Here is a 23,208-nt window from a genome sequence, read left to right on the forward strand (position 1 = left end):
CGCCCCGTCCCCCGAAGAGACCCCAGCCGTTGCGGGCCTTCCCGGGCCGGGGTGCACTGCCCCCATGAGTAACGAACCACCGCCTCCGCCGCCCGACGACGACCCCTTCTCGAAGCGGCCGCCGCAGGGGCCTCCGCCCCCGCCGAGCGGTTCGCCCTACGGCGGCGGGCAGCCTCCACCCCCGCCCCCGCCGCACGACCCCTACGGCGGCGGCGGACCCTACGGCGGCGCGGATCCGCTGGCGGGCATGCCGCCGCTGGCGGAGCCGGGCAAACGGATCCTGGCGCGGTTGATCGACTTCCTCATCATCTCGATCCCGCTGTATCTGATCTCGCTGCCCTTCGGCGGCGCGGTCGACGTCTCGTCGGACGACGGCAACGACGACTTCGGCAACGCCATCGGCAACACCTACAGCGGTCATCAGCTGGTGTGGTCGCTGATCGGCCTGGTGGTCTACGTCGCGTACGACACGTACTTCACCCACAAGGACGGCCGGACGCTCGGCAAGCGGCTGTTGAAGATGCGCGTCGCGATGCTCAACGACGGCTCGGTCCCCGACACGAGCTCCTCGCTGATGCGGGCCGTCGTGCTCTGGCTCCCCGCGCTGCTGTGCTGCCCGTGCCTGTGGTGGCTCATCAACATCGTGCTGATGTTCACGGACAAGCCCTACCGGCAGGCGTTGCAGGACAAGGCGGGCAAGACCGTCGTCGTCAACACCTGAGCGGCGGTGCCTGCGGTGTCAGCGGTGCAGCGAGTGTTCGCCGATGTGCTCCCGGCGGGCGGCGGCGATCTCGATGTCCTCGATGGTGCGATGCGTGCGGGCGGCGGTGGGCGGTGCCGTCGCCGGCCGGGCCGGCCTCGTACGTGTCGGAAGGACCATGGCGACCAGCAGGCCGAGCGCCAGTGCCACGGTGCCGACCACGGCGACGCCGATGCCCGATTCCGTGCGGAACAGCAGCAGCAACGCGAGGGCGGAGATGACGACGGTGGCCGAACCGTAGAAGAACTGTGCGGCAGTCGGACGCGGCATGGCGTTATCCGTCCTCGGGGTGTCGGATAGGGAAGTCTCTCAACACGTTCGCACTGTCAATCGACTCTACGACGGTGGATGCCCGTGAGGAACGGGTAGTAAGCGTGACCTAACCCACGGTACCGGTGCACGGGGGGCGCACGGAGTCACGTTGTCGCCCGCATATGTCGTGGGCGCGCCGGTCGGCGGCCCGACCGGCCGGGATCTGCGTCCGGATAGCGGAAGAGGCCTCCCACATAGTGCACTTGGTATGTGCAAGTCAAGATCTGTCTTTTCTCTCATAACTCCGATCGAATGTCGTCACTTGTGACGCGTTGAACGCGCGCGGCCCGCACTCACCCCCTGGCCGCGGACGCGAACGCCGGGGAGGACTGCATCAAGTGACCACTCAGAGACGGGCGCTACGCGCCACCGCCGTAGCCGTGTGCCTGGCGGCCACCGCCGCGACGGCATCCGCCTTCGCCACGGCACAGGCGGATGACAAGGCGTCAGGATCGGGCGCCACCGTTGTGGACCGGCGCGATCCCGCACCGGTCAAGGCGGACGAGCACAACCTGGAAGGGCCGTTCAGCGAGGCGCAGGACGCACAGCGCCAGGCCGCGCTGGAGCAGGTCCTGTCCGGCGACAAGAAGGTGACCGCCAAGGGCGGCTCCAAGGTCGTCAAGCTCGGCAAGAGCAAGTACGTCGAGCTCGGCCGGGAGAAGACCGACAAGATATTCACCGTCCTGGTGGAGTTCGGCGACCAGGTCGACGACACCACGATGTACGACCCCGACGGCGACGGCCCGAAGCCGCCCGTCAAGAAGTACGGCGGCACACCGGGCCCGCTGCACAACGAGATAGCCGAGCCCGACCCGGCGAAGGACAACAGCACCGCCTGGCAGGCCGACTACAGCCAGCAGCACTTCCAGGACCTGTACTTCGGCGAGGGCAAGGGCAAGGACTCGCTGAAGACGTACTACGAGAAGACGTCCTCCGGGCGCTACTCGGTCGACGGCGAGGTCTCGGACTGGGTGAAGGTGCCCTACAACGAGGCCCGTTACGGTTCCAACTACTGCGGCTCGACCAACTGCGCCAACGTCTGGGACACCGTCCGTGACGGCGTCAACGCCTGGGCCGCCGACCAGAAGGCCAAGGGCCGCACGCCGGCCCAGATCAAGGCGGACCTCGCCCAGTACGACGAGTGGGACCGCTACGACTTCGACGGCGACGGCGACTTCAACGAGCCCGACGGCTACATCGACCACTTCCAGCTGGTCCACGCCGGCGAGGACGAGTCCGCGGGCGGCGGCGCCGAGGGCACGAACGCCATCTGGGCGCACCGCTGGTACGCGTACGGCACGAACGCCGGGGCGACGGGCCCCGAGGGCAACAAGGCCGGTGGCGCCCAGATCGGCGACACGGGCATCTGGGTCGGCGACTACACCGCGCAGCCCGAGAACGGCGGCCTGGGCGTCTTCGCCCACGAGTACGGCCACGACCTCGGCCTCCCGGACCTGTACGACACCTCCGGCGGCGGCGAGAACTCGGTCGGCTTCTGGTCCCTGATGTCGGCGGGCTCCTGGCTCGGCACCGGCCAGGGCGAGATAGGCAACCTCCCGGGCGACATGACCGCCTGGGACAAGCTGCAGCTCGGCTGGCTCGACTACGACACGGCCAAGGCCGCCACGAAGTCGACCCACAAGCTGGGGGTCTCGGAGTACAACACCAAGGACAAGCAGGCGCTCGTCGTCGAGCTGCCCGAGAAGGCCGTCACCACCACGGTCACGAAGCCCGCGGAGGGCTCCAAGCAGTGGTGGAGCGACATGGGTGACGACCTGTCGAACACCCTGACCCGCTCAGTCGACCTGACTGGCAAGACGTCCGCCTCGCTGGACCTGTCCGGCTGGTACGACATCGAGGCCGACTACGACTACCTCTACACCGAGGTGTCCGAGAACGGCGGCACCAGCTGGACCGCGCTCGACGGCACGGCCGACGGCAAGGCCATCCCGCGCGACGCCAGTGACAAGCCGGCCCTGACCGACGTCTCCGGCGCGTACAAGAAGCTCTCCTTCCCGCTGGACGCCTACGCGGGCAAGAAGATCGACCTCCGCTTCCGCTACCAGACGGACGGCGGCGCGGGCGGCAAGGGCTTCGCGGCCGACGCCATCACCGTCACCGCCGACGGCGCCGTGCTCTTCTCGGACGACGCCGAGGGCGACGACAACGGCTGGACCGCCAAGGGCTTCTCGCGGATCGGTGAGTCGTTCACCAACGACTACCCGCAGTACTACATCGCCGAGAACCGCCAGTACGTCTCGTACGACAAGACCCTCGAGGTCGGCCCGTACAACTTCGGCTTCTCCACCACCCGCCCGGACTGGGTCGAGCACTACTCGTACCAGAACGGTCTGATGGTGTGGCTCTGGGACACCTCCCAGAAGGACAACAACACCTCGCAGCACGAGGGCACCGGCCTGATCCTGCCGGTGGACTCCCACGCCAAGCCGCTGAAGTGGACGAACGGCACGGTCCTGCGCAACAAGATCCAGCCCTTCGACGCGCCGTTCAGCTGGTACCCGAACAAGGGCTTCACGCTGCACAACGCGGACGTCGCGCTGAAGATCAAGCCGTCGCTGGGCGTCCCGGTCTTCGACGACCGCAAGGGCACCTACTGGTACAAGGAAAACCCGACAGGCAGTGTCAAGGTTTCTGACACCAACACCCGGATCTCCATCGTGAACGAGCCGCTCAGCGGCTCGACGATCACCGTGAAGGTCGGCCCCTCGGGCAAGTAGTCCGAAAAACACCTGGTCAAAGCGTGATCGGCCGTCGCCCTCTAGCGGGGCGGCGGCCGGTCGTGTTTAGGTGCGTCCTACCGATCCTTATTGACACGAAGTCTTACGGGGGAGCGCGAAGCATGGCAGGCGGAGGTTTCTGCAGGTTGCCCAACGGCACTGTGGTGGTGGCACTGACCTTGAACGGCCCGGCCGGGGGTACCGGCTCCGGAGAGCCCGTCCGGGTGCTGGTGCATGCGGCGAACCGGGCGCGCGCCCTGACCAGGCTGCGCAACCTGGGACTGCGGGCCGTCTACCTCAGGGGCAACGCGCACCCGCCCACCCCGGACGAGATAACGGCGGTCCTGCACCACCCGGACGGGCTGCTCTGGCGCACGGCGCCGCAGACCGGCCAGGAGCTCTGGCACCCGATACGGGCGCTGCTGGGGTCCGCCGGCTACGCGGGCCCGGCCCGCCCGGCGGCCTGAGCGCCGCCGGGGCGCGTCAGACGACCGGCTTGCCGGACAGCTCCACCCCGGCGGTCCGCAGCTCCCCCAGGGCCCGCTCCGTGGTCCCCTCGGCGACACCGGCGGTCAGGTCCAGCAGTACGTGCGTGGCGAAGCCCTCTCGGGCGGCGTCCAGGGCGGTGGCCCGCACACAGTGGTCCGTGGCGATGCCGACGACGTCGACAGCCGTCACGGACCGCTCCCGCAGCCACTGGGCGAGCCCGGTGCCGTTCTCGTCGACACCCTCGAAGCCGCTGTACGCCGCGGCGTACGCCCCCTTGTCGAAGACGGTGTCGATCGCGCCGGAGGCGACGGCGGGCGCGAAGTTCGGGTGGAAGCCCACGCCCTCCGTGCCGGCGACGCAGTGCGGCGGCCAGGAGTGCTCGAAGTCGGGCGCCGAGGAGAAGTGGTCCCCGGGGTCGATGTGGTGGTCCCGGGTGGCCACCACATGGCTGTAGCCGGGCTGGGCCTCACCGATCAGGTCGGTGATGGCGGCGGCGACATCGGCGCCGCCCGCCACCGCGAGGCTGCCGCCCTCGCAGAAGTCGTTCTGAACGTCAACGACGATCAAGGCGCGATGCATGACGGTTGTCCTTCGGTGGGGGTTCGGCGGGTTCCGCGTGCGGATGCGGTGGGGATGCCACCGAGCCTAGAGACTCGGCGCACCCTGCGGGAGGGGGCGGGCAGGCCTCACGTCTACCCGGGGCCCTCAGGCGTACTCCGTGGGGAGCACCGGCTCCCCGCGGGACAGCTGCATCGCCGACATCGGAAGCCCCGACCGGGCCGCGATGTGCCGCTCCCGCGCGGCCTCCAGCGGCTCCCGGCCGACGACCTCGCCGCCCCTGACCAGCTCCACCAGCAGCTGCCGGTCCGCCAGCTCCGCCGGGACCTCGCCGCTGCCGATCACCTCGGCCTCCGCCACCCCGGCCTCGTCCAGCCGGCGCGCGGCCCACTTGCGGCCGCCCCTCGACGACTTCGCGCCCAGCGACTTCTTCGCCACCGGCAGCAGCGGATCGGCCGGATCGGCGGACCGCGCACGCGCCACCAGCTTGTAGACCATGGAGCACGTCGGGTGCCCGCTGCCGGTGACCAGCTGCGTGCCCACCCCGTAGGTGTCGACGGGCGCGGCGGCCAGCGAGGCGATCGCGTACTCGTCCAGGTCGGACGTCACCACGATCTTCGTCTCCGTGGCGCCCAGCTCGTCCAGCTGCTGCCGGACCCGGTGCGCGACGAGCAGCAGGTCACCCGAGTCGATGCGTACGGCCCCGAGCTCCGGGCCCGCGACCTCCACCGCCGTACGGACCGCCTCCGTGACGTCGTACGTGTCCACGAGCAGCGAGGTGCCCCGGCCCAGCGAGTCCACCTGCGCCCGGAAGGCGTCCCGCTCGCTGTCGTGCAGCAGCGTGAAGGCGTGCGCGCTCGTCCCGACGGTCGGGATGTTGTAGCGGAAACCCGCCGCCAGGTCCGAGGTGGTGTGGAAGCCGCCGACGTACGCGGCACGCGCGGAGGCCACCGCGGACAGCTCGTGGGTGCGGCGCGCGCCCATCTCGATGAGCCTGCGGCCACCCGCGGCGGCCGACATCCGGGACGCCGCGGCGGCGATCGCCGAGTCGTGGTTCAGGATCGACAGGATCACGGTCTCCAGCAGCACGCACTCGGCGAAGGAGCCCTCGACCCGCAGGAGCGGCGAGCCAGGGAAGTACACCTCGCCCTCCGGGTAACCCCAGATGTCACCGCTGAAGCGGTAGTCGGCCAGCCAGTCGACGGTGGGGGCGTCCACGACGTTCTGGTCGCGCAGGAAGGTGAGCATCTCGTCGTCGAAGTGGAAGTTCTCCACCGCGTCCAGCACCCGCCCGGTGCCGGCGACGACGCCGTAGCGCCGCCCCTCGGGCAGCCGGCGGGTGAAGGCCTCGAAGACGGAGCGCCGGTCCGCGGTGCCGGCCTTCAGTGCGGCCTGCACCATCGTGAGCTCGTACTGGTCGGTGAAGAGCGCGGTCGACGGCACACCGACCCGTCGCCCAAGGTCCGCTGAGTTCATGCCGGGGATGCTACTCCCTATTCGTCAAAGTGACGAGATGGGGGCGTCGTTTGTGCGCCGACCCCTCTCTGGTGGCAGCATGGGGTAGGTGAGCGTTGCTGCCCCCGTAGAGATCGAACGTCCCGAATCGGCCGAGGAGACCTACGCCGTCCCTGAGCCCGATGTCCCCTGGGTGACGCTGGTGCACAACGACCCGGTCAACCTCATGAGCTATGTGACGTATGTCTTCCAGGCCTACTTCGGCTACTCCAAGGACAAGGCGCACAAGCTGATGCTCGACGTCCATCAGAAAGGCCGCGCGGTCGTCTCCAGCGGCAGCCGCGAGGAGATGGAACGCGACGTCCAGGCCATGCACGGTTACGGCCTCTGGGCCACGCTGACCCAGGACCGGAACTGACCCACCGCTGCCCCTCCGTCCGACCCACCATCGGAGAATTCATGGCCGGCCACTTCGAGGCCACCCCAGGCGGCGGCGCGTCCGTCGCCCTCGACGAGGTCGAGATCGCCATCCTGCGCTCCCTCGCCGTCCAGCTGCTCGAACTGATCGGCCCCGGCGACCAGCCGGCCGACGGCGAGGACCCGCTCGCCGCCCTCTTCGCCGAGGGGCCCAGCGAACCGCCCTCCGACCCCGCGCTCGCCCGCCTCTTCCCCGAGGCGTACGGGGACGAGGACAAGGAGCTGCGCGAGGCCTCCGCCGAGTTCCGCCGCTTCACCGAGAACGACCTGCGCACCCGTAAGCGCGAGGATGCCCTCGCCGTCGTACGGTCGCTCGACGCGCTCTCGCCCGTCGCGGACAGCGGGGCGGTGCTCAGCCTCACCCCCGAGGAGTGCCACCACTGGCTGGGGTCCCTCAACGACCTCCGGCTCACCATCGGCACCCGCCTGGAGGTCTCCGACGAGGACGAGGGCCAGGACGGCTCGCTCTACCGGCTCCCCGACAGCGACCCGCGCAAGCCGATGGTGATGGCTTATCTCTGGCTCGGGGCACTCCAGGAGACCCTCGTCGAGACGCTGATGCCCGACTAGCGCCCTGGTCGGATCAGGTGCGGCGTTCGCTCAACGGATGCTCAAATCCGAATAACGATCCCGTCACCTGATCAGCTCTCTTTGCAGCGCCTGGAAACGCTTGTCCGCTTTTTCCTGTGGTGTGCGCCACATAATGTCCGATGGCTTCCCCCGGGGTCCGTGGTAAATCTTCACGACCGCCGGGGACGCCACCCCTGTTCCCGGGGGCGCTACGAGCCGGCCGAACGCCGGCGGCACTCCATCCATATCCGGGGGGATCAGGACCTGATCCGACGCCGACGACGGCGCGGATCGGCGTGGAGAAAGGCGCAGCAACATGACATCGGCGCAGGTCGACAACGGGCAGCCGGACGGCCAGGAGGTCGTCGACGCCCCGGCGGGCGAGGGTTACCAGCGAGGACTGGGGGCCCGCCAGATCCAGATGATCGCCATCGGCGGAGCCATCGGGACAGGCCTCTTCCTCGGCGCGGGCAAAGCCATCGACAGAGCCGGGCCCAGCCTCATCCTGGCGTACGCCATCGCGGGCCTGGTCATCTTCTTCATCATGCGCGCCCTGGGCGAACTCCTCATGTACCGCCCGGTGTCGGGCTCCTTCTCGGAGTACGCCCGTGAATTCCTGGGCCCGTTCTTCGGATTCGTCACCGGCTGGACGTACTGGCTCTTCTGGGTCGTCACCGGAATCACCGAAGTCACCGCCGCGGCCACCTATATGACGTACTGGTGGGATATCCCGCAATGGCTGTCCGCACTGGTGTTCACCATCATTCTGTACGGCGCCAACCTGATCTCGGTGAAGCTCTTCGGTGAGCTCGAGTTCTGGTTCTCGATGGTCAAGGTCACCGCGATCCTCGGCATGATCCTCATCTGCGCCGGAGTGCTCACCGTCGGCTTCTCCGACGCCGGCGACACCGCGACCGTCGCCAACCTGTGGAACGACGGCGGCTTCTTCCCCGAAGGCATCAGCGGCACGCTGATGACCCTCCAGATCGTCATGTTCGCCTTCCTCGCCGTCGAACTCGTCGGCGTCACCGCCGGCGAGTCCAAGGACCCGAAGACCGTCCTGCCCAAGGCCATCAACACCGTGCCGTGGCGCATCGCCGTCTTCTACGTCGGCGCGCTGATCATGATCCTCTCCGTCGTCCCGTGGAGCACCTTCGAGCCCGGCGTCTCCCCGTTCGTCGCCGCGTTCGAGGAGATGGGCCTCGGCATCGGAGCCGCGATCGTCAACTTCGTCGTGCTCACCGCCGCGCTCTCCTCCTGCAACTCCGGCATGTACTCCACCGGGCGCATGCTGCGGGACCTCGCGCTCAACGGACAGGGCCCCAAGGCCTTCACCAAGCTGACGAAGAACGGCCTGCCGCTGGTCGGCACCACCTTCTCCGCCGCGCTGATGCTCGTCGGCGTCTGGATCAACTACCAGTGGCCCGGCGACGCGTTCAACTACGTCGTCTCCTTCGCGACCATCTCCGGCATGTGGGCCTGGATCATGATCCTGATCTGTCAGATCCGCTACCGCGCCAAGGCCGACCGCGGCGAACTGCCCCAGTCCACCTTCAAGGCACCCGGGGCGCCCTTCAGCAGCTGGTTCGCCCTCGCCTTCATCGGCCTCGTCATCATCATGATGGCCATCGACAAGGACGCCAGGATCTCGCTGTACTGCGCACCGGTGTGGGGCCTGATCCTCGGCGTCTCCTACCTGGTGCTCAAGGCCCGCAACCCCGAGAGCACCGCCTTCGCCAAGCGCTGAACCCCGCCACGGCGCCTCCGGGACACCGGCCGCCCCAACGGCCGTGTCCGACATCCGGGCCCTCCCGTACCACCCCTCGGTACGGGAGGGCCCGTCTGCTTATCCTGGGCCCCATGCTGACCCTCACCCAGGCGCTCCACGACCAGATCGTCGCGCACTCCCGCGCCGACCACCCCGACGAGGCGTGCGGCGTGGTCGCAGGTCCGGCCGGGACGGGCCGCGCCGAACGCTTCATCCCCATGCTCAACGCCGCGCGCTCGCCCACGTTCTACGAGTTCGACTCCGCGGACCTGCTGAAGCTCTACCGCGAGATGGACGACCGCGACGAGGAGCCGGTGATCATCTACCACTCCCACACCGCGACCGAGGCCTACCCCTCCCGCACCGACGTCACCTACGCCAACGAGCCCGGCGCCCACTACGTCCTGGTCTCCACCGCGGACACCGACGACGCGGGCCCCTTCCAGTTCCGCTCGTACCGCATCGTGGACGGCGAGATCACCGAGGAAGAGGTCGAGATCGTCGAGGCGTACCCCACGGCCGTCTGACCCACGGGGCGGCCGGACCGCGCGGACCTGACAGGTCCGTCCCACATCGCGAACGCTCATCGTCCACCATGTGGGATCACACTCCGGATCCCGGGTGGGGAATCGATACGATGAGCGCATGGTTCCCCATGACGTGAGCGAAAAGGCCCCGGGCACACTGCTCGTCGCGCGGCTGCACGTCGACCTGTGCAGGCTGTCCAGCGCGATGTGTCCGGCTGCCGCCTGCCCGTGAACCGCACGGCCTGAGCCGCGGTCCGAGCGCCATCACGTACGCACCACCCCCGCGCGGGGGCACCAACGCGCGCCGCCCCACGCCACCTCCCCGCATTCGACAGGAGCCCACGCCATGGCCATCGAGGTCCGCATCCCGACCATCCTCCGCACCTACACCGACGGCGCCAAGGCGGTCGAAGGCAGCGGGGAGACCCTCGCCGACCTCTTCGCAGACCTGGAGAGCCGCCACACCGGCATCCGTGAGCGACTCGTCGACGGCGCGAACGGGGACCAGCTCCGCCGCTTCGTGAACGTCTACCTCAACGACGAGGACGTCCGCTTCCTCGACGGCATCTCCACCAAGCTCGCCGACGGCGACAACGTCACGATCCTCCCGGCCGTCGCCGGCGGCATGCGCTGATGCGGTACGACTCCCCGCTGGCGGCCGTGGGCAACACGCCCCTGGTCCGCCTCCCGCGGCTGTCCCCGTCCGAGGACGTCCGTATCTGGGCCAAGCTCGAGGACCGCAACCCCACCGGCTCGATCAAGGACCGCCCCGCGCTCCACATGGTCGAGCAGGCGGAGAAGGACGGCCGGCTCACACCCGGCTGCACCATCCTCGAGCCCACCAGCGGCAACACCGGCATCTCGCTCGCCATGGCGGCCACCCTCAAGGGCTACCGCATCGTCTGCGTCATGCCGGAGAACACCTCGCAGGAGCGGCGCGACCTGCTCACCATGTGGGGCGCCGAGATCATCTCGTCCCCCGCCGCGGGCGGCTCCAACACCGCCGTACGCGTCGCCAAGGAGCTCTCCGCCGAGCACCCCGACTGGGTCATGCTCTACCAGTACGGCAACCCGGACAACGCCGGCGCCCACTACGCCACCACCGGACCGGAGATCCTCACCGACCTCCCCTCCATCACCCACTTCGTGGCCGGCCTCGGCACCACCGGCACCCTCATGGGCGTCGGCCGCTACCTCCGGGAGAACAAGCCGGACGTCGCCGTCGTCGCCGCCGAACCGCGCTACGACGACCTCGTCTACGGCCTGCGCAACCTCGACGAGGGCTTCGTCCCCGAGCTGTACGACGCCTCCGTCCTCACCACCCGCTTCTCCGTCGGCTCCGCCGACGCCGTCACCCGCACCCGCGAGCTCCTCCAGCAGGAGGGCATCTTCGCGGGCGTCTCCACCGGCGCCGCACTCCACGCCGCCATCGGCGTCGGCCGCAAGGCCGTCGCGGCCGGCGAGTCCGCGGACATCGTCTTCGTCGTCGCCGACGGCGGCTGGAAGTACCTGTCGACCGGCGTCTACACCGCCCCCACGACAGAGGCAGCCATCGAAACCCTGCACGGCCAGCTCTGGGCCTGAGGGGCCATCGAGCCGCCCGGCACCGGCGGCCGCGCACCCAGGAGGCGCGGGACGGGAGCGAACCCCGGCCCGCGCCTCCCGCATGCTCACCCCAGCCCGCGCACCCGCCCCCAGACCTCCCCGTCCAGCTCGCCCGCCTTCCGGCGGAACCCCGACACCGCCACGTCCCGCAGCTCATCCGTCTCCAGGAAGCTCTGCCGGCCCCGCGCGTCCCCCACCGCCCCCGGCGGCAGCGCGATCACCCCCGGCCGCTCCTCATGATGCTTACTGGTGATCTTGGCGACGACCGCCGTGCCGCCCCGCACCGACAGCACCAGACACGGCCGGTCCTTGGACCCGGGCCCGTCCTCGAACGGCACATCCGCCCACCAGATCTCCCCCGGCCGGGGCACCCCGTGCGGACGCCCCTTCTTCCGCCCCGGGGCACGCTCCGGAGCCCGCCCCGGAGGACGACCCGGAGGACGCGTCCGCCCGCCCGGCCGCCGCGGACCGCGCCCGCCCCGCCCCCGCGCGTCGGAGACCGTCGCCACGAGCGCCAGCAGGACGACGGCGGCCAGTGCCACCCACCACCACGTGTTCATATCCAGACCGTACCGGCGCCCACCGACACCCGGGCTTCCATCGAACCGGTGACAGCACAGGTGAGTTCCCCCACAACGGCAGGCCGTGGAGGAGCGACCAGCTGTTTCGCGCCTTACGCTCGACGGACCGCACGAACCCTCCCCGTTCCCACGCCTCGGAGGTTCACGCTCCATGAAGCTCACCGTCGTCGGCTGCTCCGGCTCGTTCCCGTCCGCGGGTTCGGCATGCTCGAGCTACCTCGTAGAGGCCGACGGCTTCCGGCTGCTCCTCGACATGGGCAACGGCGCCCTGGGCGAGCTGCAGCGCCATGTAGGTCTCTACGACCTCGACGCCATCTTCCTCAGCCACCTCCATGCCGATCACTGCATCGACATGTGCGCGTACTTCGTCGTCCGCTACTACCGCTTCGACGGCGGGCGCCCCGCCCCGATCCCCGTGTACGGACCCGAGGGCACCGAGCGCCGGCTCACCACGGCCCACGCCGACACCCCGTCCGACCACGCCATGGGCGAAGTCTTCGACTTCCACACGCTGAAGTCCGGCTCGTTCGAGATCGGCCCCTTCTCGGTCCGTACGGAGAAGCTCTGCCACCCCGTCGACACCTTCGGCATCAGGGTCGAGCACAACGGGCGCGCCCTCACCTACTCCGGCGACACCGGAACCTGCGAGGCGCTGGCCGAACTCGCCGAGGGATCCGACCTGTTCCTCTGCGAAGCATCGTTCATCCACGGCAAGGAGGACATCCCGGACCTCCACCTCAACGGCCGCGAAGCAGGCGAGTACGCCGCGCGCGCCGGAGCGGGACGCCTGGTCCTCACCCACATCCCGCCGTGGACGGACGCTGAACGCAACCTCTCCGACGCACGCGAGGTCTACGACGGCCCGGTCGAGCTGGCGGCCCCCGGCGCGGTGTACGAGATCTAGGCCCCGGCCACGACGGCACGGCGAAGCCCCCACCTCCCGCACGGGAGATGAGGGCTTCGCCGTTCGTACGAAGGCGGGCCGGACTACTTGGCCTCGGCCTTCTGGAGCTCGGCGAGCTCCTCGTCGGACTCGCGGCCCGGCGTCGGCAGGTTGAACTTCGTGATCGCGAACCGGAAGACCACGTAGTAGACGACCGCGAAGCAGAGGCCGACCAGCACCAGCAGCCACGGCTTCGACGCGATTCCCAGGTTCAGGCCGAAGTCGACGAGGCCGGCGGAGAACCCGAAACCGTCCTTCATGCCGAGCGCCCAGGTCAGGGCCATCGAGACACCGGTCAGCACCGCGTGGATCGCGTACAGCACCGGGGCGATGAACATGAACGTGAACTCGATCGGCTCGGTCACACCGGTGACGAACGAGGTCAGCGCGAGCGAGAACATCATGCCGCCGACGACCTTGCGGCGCTCGGGACGGGCACAGTGGACGATCGCCAGGCAGGCCGCCGGGAGGGCGAACATCATGATCGGGAAGAAGCCGGTCATGAACTGCCCGGCGTTCGGGTCGCCGGCCAGGAAGCGGGCGATGTCACCGTGGGCGCCGTTGTACTCGCCCGCCTGGAACCACGGGAAAGAGTTCAGGAGGTGGTGCATGCCGACCGGGATCAGCGCGCGGTTGGCGACACCGAAGATGCCCGCGCCGACGGCGCCGGAACCGACGAGCCACTCACCGAAGTTGTGCAGGCCCGTGCCGAGCACCGGCCAGATGAGACCGAAGACGATACCGATGACCAGGCCCGCGAAGGCGGAGAGGATCGGGACCAGGCGACGGCCGCTGAAGAAGCCCGCCCAGTCGGGCAGCTTCGTCCGGTAGAACTTCTGGTACAGCAGGGCCACGACTATGCCCATCACGACACCGCCGAGCACACCCGCGTTGACCGGGGCGTCGCTCATGACGATCTTGCCGTCGGCGACACTCGCGACCTGCGGCAGGTTGCTGTCGGTGAAGGTGGCGAGCACCTTCTGGAAGACCAGGTAGCCGGTCACGGCGGCGAGCGCCGTCGAGCCGTCCGACTTCTTGGCGAAGCCGATCGCGATGCCGACGGCGAACAGCAGGGCCATGTTGTCGAGAATGGCGCCACCGCCGGCCGCCATGTAGCCGGCCAGCTTCGTGATGACGGTGGGGAACGACTCGCGGCCGAGCATGTCGGCATTGCCGAGCCGGACCAGCAGCGCGGCCGCGGGCAGGACCGCGACCGGCAGCATGAGGCTGCGGCCGATGCGCTGCAGGACGGCCATCACACCGGCGCCCCGCTTCTTTGCGGGCGCGGCCGCAGCGGTGTCCGTACTCATGAACTTCCTCCGGTAGGCAAGGCGCCGCCGTGTGAAGGGTTCGGGGGGCGGCGACTCGAGGAACGCGGCGACGGAAATACGGCCGCGTGGTCTGTACCACTCAGTGGTGTAGACCAGTTTTAGCACGGTGAGGGTGAGATAAGGAACCTACGAATACCCCCCTGTATGCGGCGTAGTTCCACCGCCACCCTGGGTCACACGACGAAGACCCCCGGACCATGGGTCCGGGGGTCGCGCGAGGGCCGGAGGAGGGCCTACTTCGTGAGGTCCTCCTCGATCTTCTTCTCTTCCTCCAAAGGTTCGCGCCCAGGAGTCTGGAGGTTGAACTTGGTGATCGCGAACCGGAAGATCACGTAATAGACGACCGCGAAGCACAGCCCGATCGGGATGATCAGCCACGGCTTCGTGTCCAGGTGCCAGTTGACGACGTAGTCGATCAGCCCGGCCGAGAAACTGAACCCCGCGTGCACACCGAGCGCCCAGGTGACCCCCATCGAGACCCCGGTCAGGATCGCGTGCACCCCGTACAGCAGCGGGGCGACGAAGAGGAACGAGAACTCCAGCGGCTCCGTCACCCCGGTCACGAACGACGTCAGCGCCACGGACAGCATCAGCCCGGACACCTCCTTGCGCCGCTCCGGCCGCGCGGTGTGCGCGATGGCCAGCGCCGCCGCCGGCAGCCCGAACATCATGATCGGGAAGAACCCCGAGGTGAACTGGCCCGCCGACGGGTCCTCCGCGAAGAAGCGCGAGATGTCGCCCTGCACGGTGCTGCCGTCCGCACCCGTGAACTCGCCCGCCTGGAACCAGAAGAACGTGTTCAGGAACTGGTGCATGCCGATCGGGATCAGCAGCCGGTTCGCGAAACCGAAGATCGCCGCGCCCCACGCGCCCAGATCGATCAGCTGCTTGGCGAACCACGTCAGCGCGTCACCCACCGGCTGCCACAGCAGCCCGAAGAGCACACCCAGGATCACGCAGAGGAACGCCATCAGGATCGGTACCAGGCGGCGCCCGTTGAAGAAGCCGAGCCAGTCGACCAGCTTGGTGCGGTGGTAGCGCTGCCAGACCACGGCGGTCAGCAGCCCGATGATGATGCCGCCCAGGACACCCGGGTTCTGCGGCACCCCGTCGGGGACGGCCTCCGTCACCGAGTCGTCCACCGGGAACGCCGCCAGCACGCCCCGGTAGACGAGGAAGCCGACGACGGCTGCCAGCGCCGTGGAGCCGTCCGCCTTCTTCGCGAAGCCGATCGCGACACCGATGCAGAAGAGCAGCGGAAGGCCCACCTCGCCGTCGAGGATCGCCGTACCGCCGTTGAGGAGGACCTTCGCGAACTTGTCCCAGAAGGCACCGTGCAGCGAGGAGTCGAAGAGGTTGCCGAGGCTGACGAGGAGGCCAGCCGCGGGCAGCACGGCCACCGGCAGCTGGAGGCTGCGGCCGACCTTCTGCAAGCCCTGGACCGGCCCGTTCCACCACTTCCGCTGCGGTTGCGTAGCCGCGTTCGAACTCATCGGCATCCTCCCGGAACACGCCAGGTTTGGCGGGTGCTGCAAACTGGTGTAGACCAGTCGCGATACGGTGCGGAACCCTGCTGGAGGGCAGGGCGCCGGTGATCGTCATCATTGAGGACCGCGCGGTTACCCGCCCGTGAAGTTGGGCCAACCGTGCGTTACCGTGACGAAACGGACCCACGGTGGGCCGCCCCGCGCACGCACAGACCAGGGAGAAGGACATGGCCAGCAAGGCAGAGAAGATCGTCGCCGGCCTCGGCGGTATCGAGAACATCGACGAGATCGAAGGCTGCATCACCCGCCTCCGCACCGAGGTCCACGACCCCAGCAAGGTCGACGAAGCCGCGCTCAAGGCCGCCGGAGCCCACGGCGTCGTCAAGATGGGCACCGCGATCCAGGTCGTCATCGGCACCGACGCCGACCCCATCGCCGCCGACATCGAAGACATGATGTGACCGGCTGACGCAACAGCCGGCCCACCCGAGTCCCACGCAGGCCCCGCTCCGCCCCCGACCGGCCCGGAGCGGGGCCTGTCGTGCACCCGGGACGCACCCCGGTGCACCCGAACGGACCCCGCCGCCCCAGCCGATAGGCTCGACGGCATGTCTCGTATCGACGGCCGCACCCCCGAACAGCTCCGCCCCGTCACCATCGAACGCGGATGGAGCAAGCACGCCGAAGGCTCCGTACTCATCTCCTTCGGTGACACCAAGGTCTTCTGCACCGCCTCCGTCACCGAAGGCGTCCCGCGCTGGCGCAAGGGCAGCGGCGAGGGCTGGGTCACCGCCGAGTACTCGATGCTGCCCCGCTCCACCAACACCCGCGGCGACCGCGAATCCGTACGCGGCAAGATCGGCGGCCGCACCCACGAGATCAGCCGGCTCATCGGCCGCTCCCTGCGCGCCGTGATCGACTACAAGGCCCTCGGCGAGAACACCATCGTCCTCGACTGCGACGTCCTCCAGGCCGACGGCGGCACCCGCACCGCCGCCATCACCGGCGCCTACGTCGCCCTCGCCGACGCCATCGCCTGGGCCCAGGGCAAGAAGATCATCAAGCACGGCCGCAAGCCCCTCACCGGCACCGTCGCCGCGATCAGCGTCGGCATCGTCGACGGCGTCCCCCTCCTCGACCTCTGCTACGAGGAGGACGTCCGTGCCGACACCGACATGAACGTCGTCTGCACCGGAGACGGCCGCTTCGTCGAGGTCCAGGGCACCGCCGAGGCCGAGCCCTTCGACCGCGACGAGCTCAACGCCCTCCTCGACCTCGCCACCGCCGGCTGCACCGACCTGGCCAAGCTTCAGGAAGAGGCACTCGCCCGCACACTCGGCGAGTAAAGAAGCAACCAAATACGCAGCGCACAGCGTCGTGACGGGTACGGGCGCACGGGTCGAACCGTGCGTCCGTCCACGCATCCGCCCCCGGGGAGGGACCGCACCATGGCCTCGCGCCGCCGTCACCAACGCACCGCACTCGCCGTCACAGCCACCCTGCTGACCCTCACCGCCGCCGTCGGCTGCGGGGCCGTCGACAAGGCCCTGGACTGCGTCCGCACCGCCGACGCCATCGCCACCAGCGTCGACAGCCTCCAGCAGGCGATATCCAACGCCTCCAACGACCCGACGCAGGCCTCGGAGGCCCTCGATCAGATCGACAAGGACCTCAAGGACCTCGGCGACACCACCGACAACGCCGACCTGAGCAAGGCCGTCGACGACCTCCAGGCCGGCGTCACCAACGTCCGCGAATCCATCGACAAGGGCGACGCCACCCCCGACATCACCCCCGTCACGGACGCCGCCACCGAGATCGGCAAGGTCTGCACCCCCTGACCCGGCGGCGATAATCGACGCATGACGCGCCTGATCCTCGCCACCCGCAACGCCGGGAAAATCACCGAACTCCACGCGATCCTCGCCGACGCGGGTCTCTCCCACGACCTCGTCGGCGCGGACGCGTACCCCGACATCCCCGACGTCAAGGAAACCGGCGTCACCTTCGCCGAGAACGCCCTCCTCAAGGCCCACGCCCTGGCCCAGGCCACCGGCCACCCGGCCGTCGCCGACGACAGCGGCCTCTGCGTCGACGTACTCGGCGGAGCCCCCGGCATCTTCTCGGCCCGCTGGGCCGGAGCCCACGGCAACGACAAGGCCAACCTGGACCTGCTGCTCGCCCAGCTCGGCGACATCTCCGACCCGCACCGCGGCGCCTACTTCGCCTGCGCCGCGGCCCTGGCCCTCCCCGACGGCACGGAACGCGTGGTCGAGGGCCGCCTCACGGGCACCCTGCGCCACACGCCGGCGGGCGCGTACGGCTTCGGCTACGACCCGATCCTCCAGCCCGACGGCGAGACCCGGACCTGCGCGGAGCTCAGCCCCGCGGAGAAGAACGCGATCAGCCACCGGGGGAAGGCCTTCCGGGCGCTGGTGCCGGTGGTGCGGGAGCTGGTGGGCTGAAACGTGAGGAGGGGCCGTCCCGGTCGGGACGGCCCCTCCTCTTCGGTGTGCGGCCGGTGGGATTCGAACCCACACAGGATTTCTCCCAGATGCCCCTAAAACACCCGCCGATACCAGTTTGGCTACGGCCGCGTAGCTGATCTCAGCTTACTGCCCTCCACGGGGGGAGTGCGGTGGGTATCAGGGACAGTCTTTCAACGTCTCGCGTGGGTGCCGCCTCTGCACCACGTGCGGGTCACCGCGTGGCAATTCGGGCACAGGAGCCGCAGATTCTCTCTGCGATCGTCGCTCCAGTCACCGTTGATGTGATCCACCTCCAGCGTCATGGGCTCGCCCTGCCAGACTGTGCCGATTCCGCACTCGGCACAGTCCTCCGGAAGGCCGACTTCACGCAGGGCGCGCCGGAGCTGCACCGTCTTCGTGCGGTGGCGGCCGTCGTGCTTCACCAGAATGTGGTCAGCGGACTTCAGCGGGGTGGTTCCGACCTGCCCCCGTTGATGCCCCTGCCCCAGAAAGTGCGTGGTGGTGAGCCCGTCCTCGGCAAGCCAGGCGCGCAACTGCTTCCGCTGGCTCGTGTTGTCCGTGCGGCCCAGCCGTCGGAGGGTGTCGGCGATGGAAACGGAAGCAGCCACAGCAGCTGCGAGCTCTGTTGCGGAGGGCCGCTTCCCTGCTCTGAGGTAGGCGCGGCGGGGAAAGTGGGACACGTCGATCCCGAAATGCTCGAAGCGATCGAACAGATGGCGACTGAGCTGACCGTAGGGGCGGGTGCCCAGGAAGTTGATGACTTCCTGGATGTCAGCGCATTTGTCGGCTGCTTCGGCCAGCAGCTCCCGTGTGTAGCGGCTGCCCGAACTCATCGGTCCTCACTCTGCATCGGTGTGCGCCGCCTCTTGGCGCGACCTCGGTATGTGTCGGTCGTCGAGTGACAGTTGGGGCAGAGCAGCCGAAGGTTCTGAGGTTGATTGTTCCGCCAGTTGCCGTCGACATGATCGACCTCGAGCGGCAGGGGCTGGTGTCGCCAGACAGGCCCAGTGCCGCACTGGGCACAGCGCTCGGGGGTACCCATGGCGATCATGGCTCGCTTGAGTCGCTCACCCGGTATGCGGCGAACGAGTGTCTGAGTCCGGTCGACGAGCAGTTCCTCCGGACGTCGACGGCGTACCTCACCCTTCCTCGAGGGTGCCGCGAAGTGCGATGTGTCGATCCCCAGAGCCTTGACGCGGCGGCTGATGTGAGTGTGCTGTCCCCCCACCACCTCAAGGCCGAGTCGTTGCAGCACCTCGCACATGGTGGTTGACACTGTGACCGCCTCCTGAAGGACTTCCTTGGTCCAGCGCACCCCTTCGCTCTCGAAGTGGCGAGTGTCCACCCCGAGTCTGCGCATGCGCTCGCGAAGGTACCGCCGTGTCGAACTCTTCGGGTTCACCCCGAGCTTCGTCAGTGCCTCCGAGAGCGTCCGCGAGGACGAGGCCGCCTCTGCGAGGCGTTCGCGTGTGTACGGGCTTGCGGGCATGTCCCCCTCCGCATCCGGCCGCGCGTTCGCGGCCTCATACGGAGCAACGAACCGTTTATCGGATGGTCACGTCCAGAATGCGATGAGATGCGGAAGGACCCGTACCGCTTTGTGGCGGTACGGGTCCTTCCGTGGGGACGTGTGTCAGAACTTCGGGTCCGGGCTCTGCGCGTGGACCAGTTCCGCCGCTTCCTCCTCCGTCTCCACCGAGGGCGGGGAGCCGGCCAGGGGCTGGTTGGCGGTCTCCTTCATGCAGGCCACCGCGATCACGCCGACCAGGGCCGCCGCCATCGCGTAGTACGCCGGCATGAGGTTCGAGCCGCTCCAGCTGATCAGGGCGGTGATCACCAGCGGGGTCGTACCGCCGAAGATCGAGGCCGAGAGATTGTAGCCGACCGACAGGGAGCCGTAGCGGACGTTGGTCGGGAACAGGGCCGGGAGCGCGGCGGACATCGTGCCCAGCATGCAGACCAGGGAGAGGCCCAGCATCACCATGCCGATGATGATCGCCGGGATGCTGCCCTGGCGGATCAGGAGGAACGCCGGCAGGGACAGGAACAGGAAGCCGAGCATTCCGGCCATCAGCAGCGGCTTGCGGCCGAAGCGGTCCGAGAGCTTGCCGAACTGGCTGATGATCAGCATCAGGAAGACCATGACGCCGAGCAGGATGAGCAGCCCGTGGGTCTCGCTGTAGCCGAGCTCGTCCGAGAGGTACGTCGGCATGTACGACAGCAGCATGTAGTCGGTGATGTTGTACGCGCCGACCAGGGCGATGCAGAGGATCAGTGTCGGCCAGTACTGGCGGAAGATCTTGGCGAGGTCGCCCTTGGCGGTGGACTCGACGTGGTCCGCGGCCTCCGTGGCGTGGGCGGTGCCGCCCTCCAGCTTCTGGAAGGCGGGGGTCTCGTCCAGGCGGAGTCGCAGGTAGAGGCCCACGAGGCCGAGGGGGCCCGCGACGAGGAACGGGATGCGCCAGCCCCAGGACTCCATCTGGGCGGTGTCCAGGAGGGCGTACAGGAGGGTGACGAGCCCGGCGGCGCCGACGTAGCCGGCGAGGGTGCCGAACTCCAGGAAGCTGCCGAAGAAGCCGCGGCGCTTGTCGGGGGCGTACTCGGCGATGAAGGTCGAGGCGCCGCCGTACTCGCCGCCGGTGGAGAAGCCCTGGAGCATCCGGAAGAAGATGAGCAGGACCGCGGCCCAGACGCCGATGGTGTCGTGGGAGGGGATGAGACCGATCGCGAAGGTGCCGATCGCCATGAGGATCATGGTGAGGGCCAGGACCTTCTTGCGGCCGATCTTGTCGCCCATCGGGCCGAAGAACATGCCGCCGAGGGGCCGGACGAGGAAGGCCACGGCGAAGGTCGCGAACGACGAGAGGAGCTGGGTGGTGTCGTTCCCCGAGGGGAAGAAGACATGCCCGATGGTGACGGCCAGGTAGGAGTAGATGCCGAAGTCGAACCACTCCATGGCGTTACCGAGTGACGCCGCCTTCACCGCGCGCTTGACCGCCTGGTCGTCGGTGATGGTGATGTCGGTCCGACGGAGCCGGGGGTTCTGGCGCTTCCGGATGACCCGGAAGAGCCCTGGGTGGCGTTTGACCGCATCAGGGTCGGCCGCCTGGTGGGGGTCGGAGGCCGCCATGGCCGGTTCCTTTCGTCGAACGGTGTTCCAGGAAAGGCTTCTGCGCAGTCATGGCGGTTGCAAACCGAATCAACGGATGATTGCGATCTCGCTCACACCCATTTGGGCCGAGAACCCCACGAAGTGGGGTCAGATTCCGAGGTCCTTGATGATCTTGGCGACGTGACCGGTCGCCTTGACGTTGTAGAGGGCCCTCTCCACCTTGCCCTCTTCGTCGACCACAATCGTGGAGCGGATCACGCCTGTCACCACTTTGCCGTAGAGCTTCTTCTCGCCGAAGGCCCCGTAGGCCGCAAGGGTCTCCTTGGAGGGGTCGCCGACCAGTGTGACCTTGAGGTTCTCCTGCTCGCGGAACTTCGCGAGCTTCTCCGGCTTGTCCGGCGACACGCCGATGACGTCGTAGCCGGCCCCGGTGAGGAGGTCCAGGTTGTCCGTGAAGTCGCAGGCCTGCTTGGTGCAACCGGGGGTAAGTGCGGCGGGGTAGAAGTAGACGATGACCTTGCGGCCCTTGTGGTCCGCGAGCGAAACCTCGTTGCCGTCGGCGTCCGGAAGGGTGAAGGCGGGGGCGGTGTCGCCGGTCTGGAGTCGCTCGCTCATGTTTCTCCTCGAGTGGCACGCGGGCTGTGTCGCACCGAGCGTAATAGGGGGTGCCGCCGGGTGTGGGGGCGCCCGAGCTGACAGACTGTCGATGAAGGTTTACCCGACGACGACCACGGAGGCGGCGCAGTGTCGGATACCAGGACCCCTGCGCAGATCGAGGCGGACATCATCAGCAGGCGCGAGCAGCTTGCCGTGGTGCTGGACGAGATCGGGGTGCGGGTGCACCCGAAGACGATGATCGGTGACGCGAAGGCCAAGGTCGCGTCGACGGTGGACCGGACGGCCGGGCGTGCGTTCGTCGCGGTGAACCGTTCGGTCTCGGACGTGAAGGCTCAGTTCGTGGCGGAGGACGGTTCGCCGCGGCTGGAGCGGGTGATTCCGGCTGCGCTGGTGGTGGCCGGTGCGGTCGCGCTGCTGACGGTGTCGTCGCGGTCTTCCCGGTCGTCCCGGTCCGTGCGGCGCAAGAGGCGCTGAGGCCCGGTTCCCGGCGGCCCTGGGGCGTGCGGAGCGGCTCGGGGCAGGTAGGTTTCTGCGCGTGAGCGACAACGGTATGAGCACCACCGACGACAAGCTGCCGATCCGGATGCTGCACGACCGTGTGCTGGTCCGGTCCGATTCGCCGGAGGGTGAGCGGCGGTCGGGCGGCGGCATCCTGATTCCGGCGACGGCGGCGGTCGGCCGGCGTCTGGCGTGGGCGGCGGTGGTCGCGGTCGGGCAGAACGTGCGGACCGTGGAGCCGGGGGACCGGGTGCTGTACGACCCCGAGGACCGTGCCGAGGTCGAGGTGCGGGGTGTGGCGTACGTGCTGATGCGTGAGCGGGACCTGCACGCGGTGGCGGCGGACCGCTTCGAGGGGTCGGTGGATTCGACCGGGCTGTATCTGTAGGCAGCACCCGCAGGGGCGTGGTGAGTGGGCCTGGTGACCGTGGTCACCAGGCCTTTTGGCTGTCCTGGGGGCTTGTTACGGTGGTGGGACCCCGACGAGACGCGCCGTACCGGGTTTCCGCAAAGACGACGCACCCGTGTTGGTCACGTGTTTTGCGTGTTTCGTCGTGGAGGTGCCGTCGTGGCGTGGGTTCTGCTGATCATCGCCGGTCTGCTGGAAGTGGGCTGGTCGATCGGGATGAAGTACACCGAGGGGTTCACCCGGCTGTGGCCGAGTGTGTTCACCGGTCTGGGGATCGTGGCCAGCATGATGCTGTTGTCGCAGGCGGCGAAGACGCTGCCGATCGGTACGGCGTACGGCGTGTGGGTGGGGATCGGCGCGGCCGGTGCGGCGGTGCTGGGCATGGTGGTGCTGCATGAGCCGGTGACCGCCGCCCGTATCTTCTTCGTCTGTCTGTTGCTGGTGGCCGTGGTGGGGCTGAAGGCGACGTCCGGGCACTGAG

Annotated in this window: 28 protein-coding genes, 1 tRNA gene and 1 riboswitch; of the genes, 18 read left to right on the forward strand and 11 right to left on the reverse strand. The window is 68.7% G+C overall.

Annotation, left to right across the window (positions count from 1 at the left end):
• Positions 1 to 64: 64 nt before the first annotated feature.
• Positions 65 to 721, forward strand: a complete 657-nt coding sequence (locus ACIRD8_RS13535) for an RDD family protein (RefSeq protein WP_403989884.1) — start codon at positions 65 to 67, stop codon at positions 719 to 721.
• A gap of 18 nt (positions 722 to 739) precedes the next feature.
• Here ACIRD8_RS13535 and ACIRD8_RS13540 read toward each other — a convergent pair whose 3' ends face one another.
• Positions 740 to 1,030, reverse strand: a complete 291-nt coding sequence (locus ACIRD8_RS13540) for a hypothetical protein (protein ID WP_403989886.1) — start codon at positions 1,028 to 1,030, stop codon at positions 740 to 742.
• Between the two features lie 380 nt (positions 1,031 to 1,410).
• Between ACIRD8_RS13540 and ACIRD8_RS13545 the strand changes: the two genes are divergently transcribed.
• Both ACIRD8_RS13545 and ACIRD8_RS13550 read left to right on the forward strand, forming a co-directional pair.
• The gene (locus tag ACIRD8_RS13545; protein ID WP_403989888.1) at positions 1,411 to 3,810 is read left to right on the forward strand and encodes an immune inhibitor A domain-containing protein; all 2,400 of its coding nucleotides are present in this window, start codon (positions 1,411 to 1,413) and stop codon (positions 3,808 to 3,810) included.
• 122 nt (positions 3,811 to 3,932) lie between these two features.
• Positions 3,933 to 4,277 carry a hypothetical protein gene (locus ACIRD8_RS13550; RefSeq protein ID WP_403989890.1) on the forward strand — a complete coding sequence of 115 codons (345 nt, stop codon included), beginning with the start codon at positions 3,933 to 3,935 and terminating at the stop codon, positions 4,275 to 4,277.
• 16 nt (positions 4,278 to 4,293) lie between these two features.
• On the opposite strand, the gene ACIRD8_RS13555 is transcribed toward ACIRD8_RS13550, so the two are convergent.
• Both ACIRD8_RS13555 and ACIRD8_RS13560 read right to left on the reverse strand, forming a co-directional pair.
• A complete protein-coding gene (locus ACIRD8_RS13555) occupies positions 4,294 to 4,878 on the reverse strand; it encodes an isochorismatase family protein (RefSeq protein ID WP_403989892.1) in 585 nt (194 codons plus the stop codon).
• A gap of 126 nt (positions 4,879 to 5,004) precedes the next feature.
• Positions 5,005 to 6,333, reverse strand: coding sequence for a nicotinate phosphoribosyltransferase (locus ACIRD8_RS13560; RefSeq protein WP_403989894.1), 1,329 nt, complete (start codon positions 6,331 to 6,333; stop codon positions 5,005 to 5,007).
• Between the two features lie 88 nt (positions 6,334 to 6,421).
• Between ACIRD8_RS13560 and clpS the strand changes: the two genes are divergently transcribed.
• From clpS to ACIRD8_RS13595, 7 genes are all read left to right on the forward strand, one after another.
• Entirely contained in the window at positions 6,422 to 6,730 is a 309-nt protein-coding gene (gene clpS / locus ACIRD8_RS13565; RefSeq protein WP_403989896.1) for an ATP-dependent Clp protease adapter ClpS, read from the forward strand.
• Between the two features lie 41 nt (positions 6,731 to 6,771).
• Positions 6,772 to 7,359, forward strand: coding sequence for a DUF2017 domain-containing protein (locus tag ACIRD8_RS13570; RefSeq protein ID WP_403989898.1), 588 nt, complete (start codon positions 6,772 to 6,774; stop codon positions 7,357 to 7,359).
• A gap of 316 nt (positions 7,360 to 7,675) precedes the next feature.
• A complete protein-coding gene (locus ACIRD8_RS13575; protein WP_403989900.1) occupies positions 7,676 to 9,106 on the forward strand; it encodes an amino acid permease in 1,431 nt (476 codons plus the stop codon).
• Positions 9,107 to 9,219: 113 nt separating this feature from the next.
• Entirely contained in the window at positions 9,220 to 9,654 is a 435-nt protein-coding gene (locus ACIRD8_RS13580; protein WP_099172876.1) for a Mov34/MPN/PAD-1 family protein, read from the forward strand.
• Between the two features lie 118 nt (positions 9,655 to 9,772).
• On the forward strand, positions 9,773 to 9,886 hold the full coding sequence (locus ACIRD8_RS13585) for a putative leader peptide (protein ID WP_315985687.1): 114 nt from the start codon (positions 9,773 to 9,775) through the stop codon (positions 9,884 to 9,886).
• A 114-nt stretch (positions 9,887 to 10,000) separates the two neighbouring features.
• On the forward strand, positions 10,001 to 10,288 hold the full coding sequence (locus ACIRD8_RS13590; protein WP_403989902.1) for a MoaD/ThiS family protein: 288 nt from the start codon (positions 10,001 to 10,003) through the stop codon (positions 10,286 to 10,288).
• Positions 10,288 to 11,238 (forward strand): PLP-dependent cysteine synthase family protein, encoded by a 951-nt coding sequence (locus ACIRD8_RS13595; protein WP_403989904.1) that lies wholly within the window; start codon positions 10,288 to 10,290, stop codon positions 11,236 to 11,238. Before ACIRD8_RS13590 ends, ACIRD8_RS13595 begins: the two co-directional genes overlap by 1 nt.
• Before the next feature lie 86 nt (positions 11,239 to 11,324).
• Here ACIRD8_RS13595 and ACIRD8_RS13600 read toward each other — a convergent pair whose 3' ends face one another.
• Positions 11,325 to 11,819 (reverse strand): type II toxin-antitoxin system PemK/MazF family toxin, encoded by a 495-nt coding sequence (locus tag ACIRD8_RS13600; RefSeq protein WP_403989906.1) that lies wholly within the window; start codon positions 11,817 to 11,819, stop codon positions 11,325 to 11,327.
• Positions 11,820 to 11,991: 172 nt separating this feature from the next.
• Here ACIRD8_RS13600 and ACIRD8_RS13605 point away from each other — a divergent pair, with 172 nt between their 5' ends.
• Entirely contained in the window at positions 11,992 to 12,744 is a 753-nt protein-coding gene (locus ACIRD8_RS13605) for an MBL fold metallo-hydrolase (RefSeq protein ID WP_403989908.1), read from the forward strand.
• A gap of 83 nt (positions 12,745 to 12,827) precedes the next feature.
• Here ACIRD8_RS13605 and ACIRD8_RS13610 read toward each other — a convergent pair whose 3' ends face one another.
• Positions 12,828 to 14,093: a PTS transporter subunit EIIC gene (locus tag ACIRD8_RS13610; protein ID WP_403989910.1), complete on the reverse strand. Its 1,266-nt coding sequence runs from the start codon at positions 14,091 to 14,093 to the stop codon at positions 12,828 to 12,830.
• Between the two features lie 254 nt (positions 14,094 to 14,347).
• The gene (locus ACIRD8_RS13615; RefSeq protein ID WP_403989911.1) at positions 14,348 to 15,607 is read right to left on the reverse strand and encodes a PTS transporter subunit EIIC; all 1,260 of its coding nucleotides are present in this window, start codon (positions 15,605 to 15,607) and stop codon (positions 14,348 to 14,350) included.
• 182 nt (positions 15,608 to 15,789) lie between these two features.
• Here ACIRD8_RS13615 and ACIRD8_RS13620 point away from each other — a divergent pair, with 182 nt between their 5' ends.
• From ACIRD8_RS13620 to rdgB, 4 genes are all read left to right on the forward strand, one after another.
• Complete coding sequence (locus tag ACIRD8_RS13620; RefSeq protein ID WP_275117140.1) at positions 15,790 to 16,062, forward strand: PTS glucose/sucrose transporter subunit IIB; 273 nt, start codon at positions 15,790 to 15,792, stop codon at positions 16,060 to 16,062.
• A 147-nt stretch (positions 16,063 to 16,209) separates the two neighbouring features.
• On the forward strand, positions 16,210 to 16,947 hold the full coding sequence (rph, locus tag ACIRD8_RS13625) for a ribonuclease PH (protein ID WP_203186528.1): 738 nt from the start codon (positions 16,210 to 16,212) through the stop codon (positions 16,945 to 16,947).
• A 102-nt stretch (positions 16,948 to 17,049) separates the two neighbouring features.
• The gene (locus ACIRD8_RS13630) at positions 17,050 to 17,442 is read left to right on the forward strand and encodes a hypothetical protein (protein ID WP_403989914.1); all 393 of its coding nucleotides are present in this window, start codon (positions 17,050 to 17,052) and stop codon (positions 17,440 to 17,442) included.
• Between the two features lie 21 nt (positions 17,443 to 17,463).
• Positions 17,464 to 18,066: an RdgB/HAM1 family non-canonical purine NTP pyrophosphatase gene (gene rdgB / locus ACIRD8_RS13635; protein ID WP_403989916.1), complete on the forward strand. Its 603-nt coding sequence runs from the start codon at positions 17,464 to 17,466 to the stop codon at positions 18,064 to 18,066.
• 48 nt (positions 18,067 to 18,114) lie between these two features.
• Here the strand turns inward: rdgB and ACIRD8_RS13640 are convergent.
• From ACIRD8_RS13640 to bcp, 5 genes are all read right to left on the reverse strand, one after another.
• Positions 18,115 to 18,198: transfer RNA gene (locus ACIRD8_RS13640), tRNA-Leu, on the reverse strand.
• A gap of 62 nt (positions 18,199 to 18,260) precedes the next feature.
• Complete coding sequence (locus tag ACIRD8_RS13645; protein WP_403989918.1) at positions 18,261 to 18,923, reverse strand: HNH endonuclease; 663 nt, start codon at positions 18,921 to 18,923, stop codon at positions 18,261 to 18,263.
• Positions 18,920 to 19,579, reverse strand: coding sequence for an HNH endonuclease signature motif containing protein (locus tag ACIRD8_RS13650; RefSeq protein WP_403989920.1), 660 nt, complete (start codon positions 19,577 to 19,579; stop codon positions 18,920 to 18,922). Before ACIRD8_RS13650 ends, ACIRD8_RS13645 begins: the two co-directional genes overlap by 4 nt.
• 144 nt (positions 19,580 to 19,723) lie before the next feature.
• Positions 19,724 to 21,220 (reverse strand): glycine betaine/L-proline transporter ProP, encoded by a 1,497-nt coding sequence (gene proP, locus ACIRD8_RS13655; RefSeq protein ID WP_403989922.1) that lies wholly within the window; start codon positions 21,218 to 21,220, stop codon positions 19,724 to 19,726.
• A gap of 129 nt (positions 21,221 to 21,349) precedes the next feature.
• Positions 21,350 to 21,817 (reverse strand): thioredoxin-dependent thiol peroxidase, encoded by a 468-nt coding sequence (gene bcp / locus ACIRD8_RS13660; RefSeq protein ID WP_403989924.1) that lies wholly within the window; start codon positions 21,815 to 21,817, stop codon positions 21,350 to 21,352.
• A 129-nt stretch (positions 21,818 to 21,946) separates the two neighbouring features.
• Between bcp and ACIRD8_RS13665 the strand changes: the two genes are divergently transcribed.
• The 3 genes from ACIRD8_RS13665 to ACIRD8_RS13675 all read left to right on the forward strand — a co-directional run bounded on the left by ACIRD8_RS13665 (position 21,947) and on the right by ACIRD8_RS13675 (position 23,207).
• On the forward strand, positions 21,947 to 22,294 hold the full coding sequence (locus tag ACIRD8_RS13665) for a DUF3618 domain-containing protein (RefSeq protein ID WP_403989926.1): 348 nt from the start codon (positions 21,947 to 21,949) through the stop codon (positions 22,292 to 22,294).
• Positions 22,295 to 22,370: 76 nt separating this feature from the next.
• On the forward strand, positions 22,371 to 22,706 hold the full coding sequence (locus ACIRD8_RS13670) for a co-chaperone GroES (protein WP_051834804.1): 336 nt from the start codon (positions 22,371 to 22,373) through the stop codon (positions 22,704 to 22,706).
• A 66-nt stretch (positions 22,707 to 22,772) separates the two neighbouring features.
• A riboswitch (guanidine-III (ykkC-III) riboswitch) is annotated at positions 22,773 to 22,841 on the forward strand.
• Between the two features lie 45 nt (positions 22,842 to 22,886).
• Complete coding sequence (locus ACIRD8_RS13675; RefSeq protein WP_329205818.1) at positions 22,887 to 23,207, forward strand: multidrug efflux SMR transporter; 321 nt, start codon at positions 22,887 to 22,889, stop codon at positions 23,205 to 23,207.
• Position 23,208: the final 1 nt, after the last annotated feature.

Origin of the sequence: Streptomyces sp. NPDC102451 (assembly GCF_044765485.1) — a bacterium.
GTDB lineage: Bacteria > Actinomycetota > Actinomycetes > Streptomycetales > Streptomycetaceae > Streptomyces.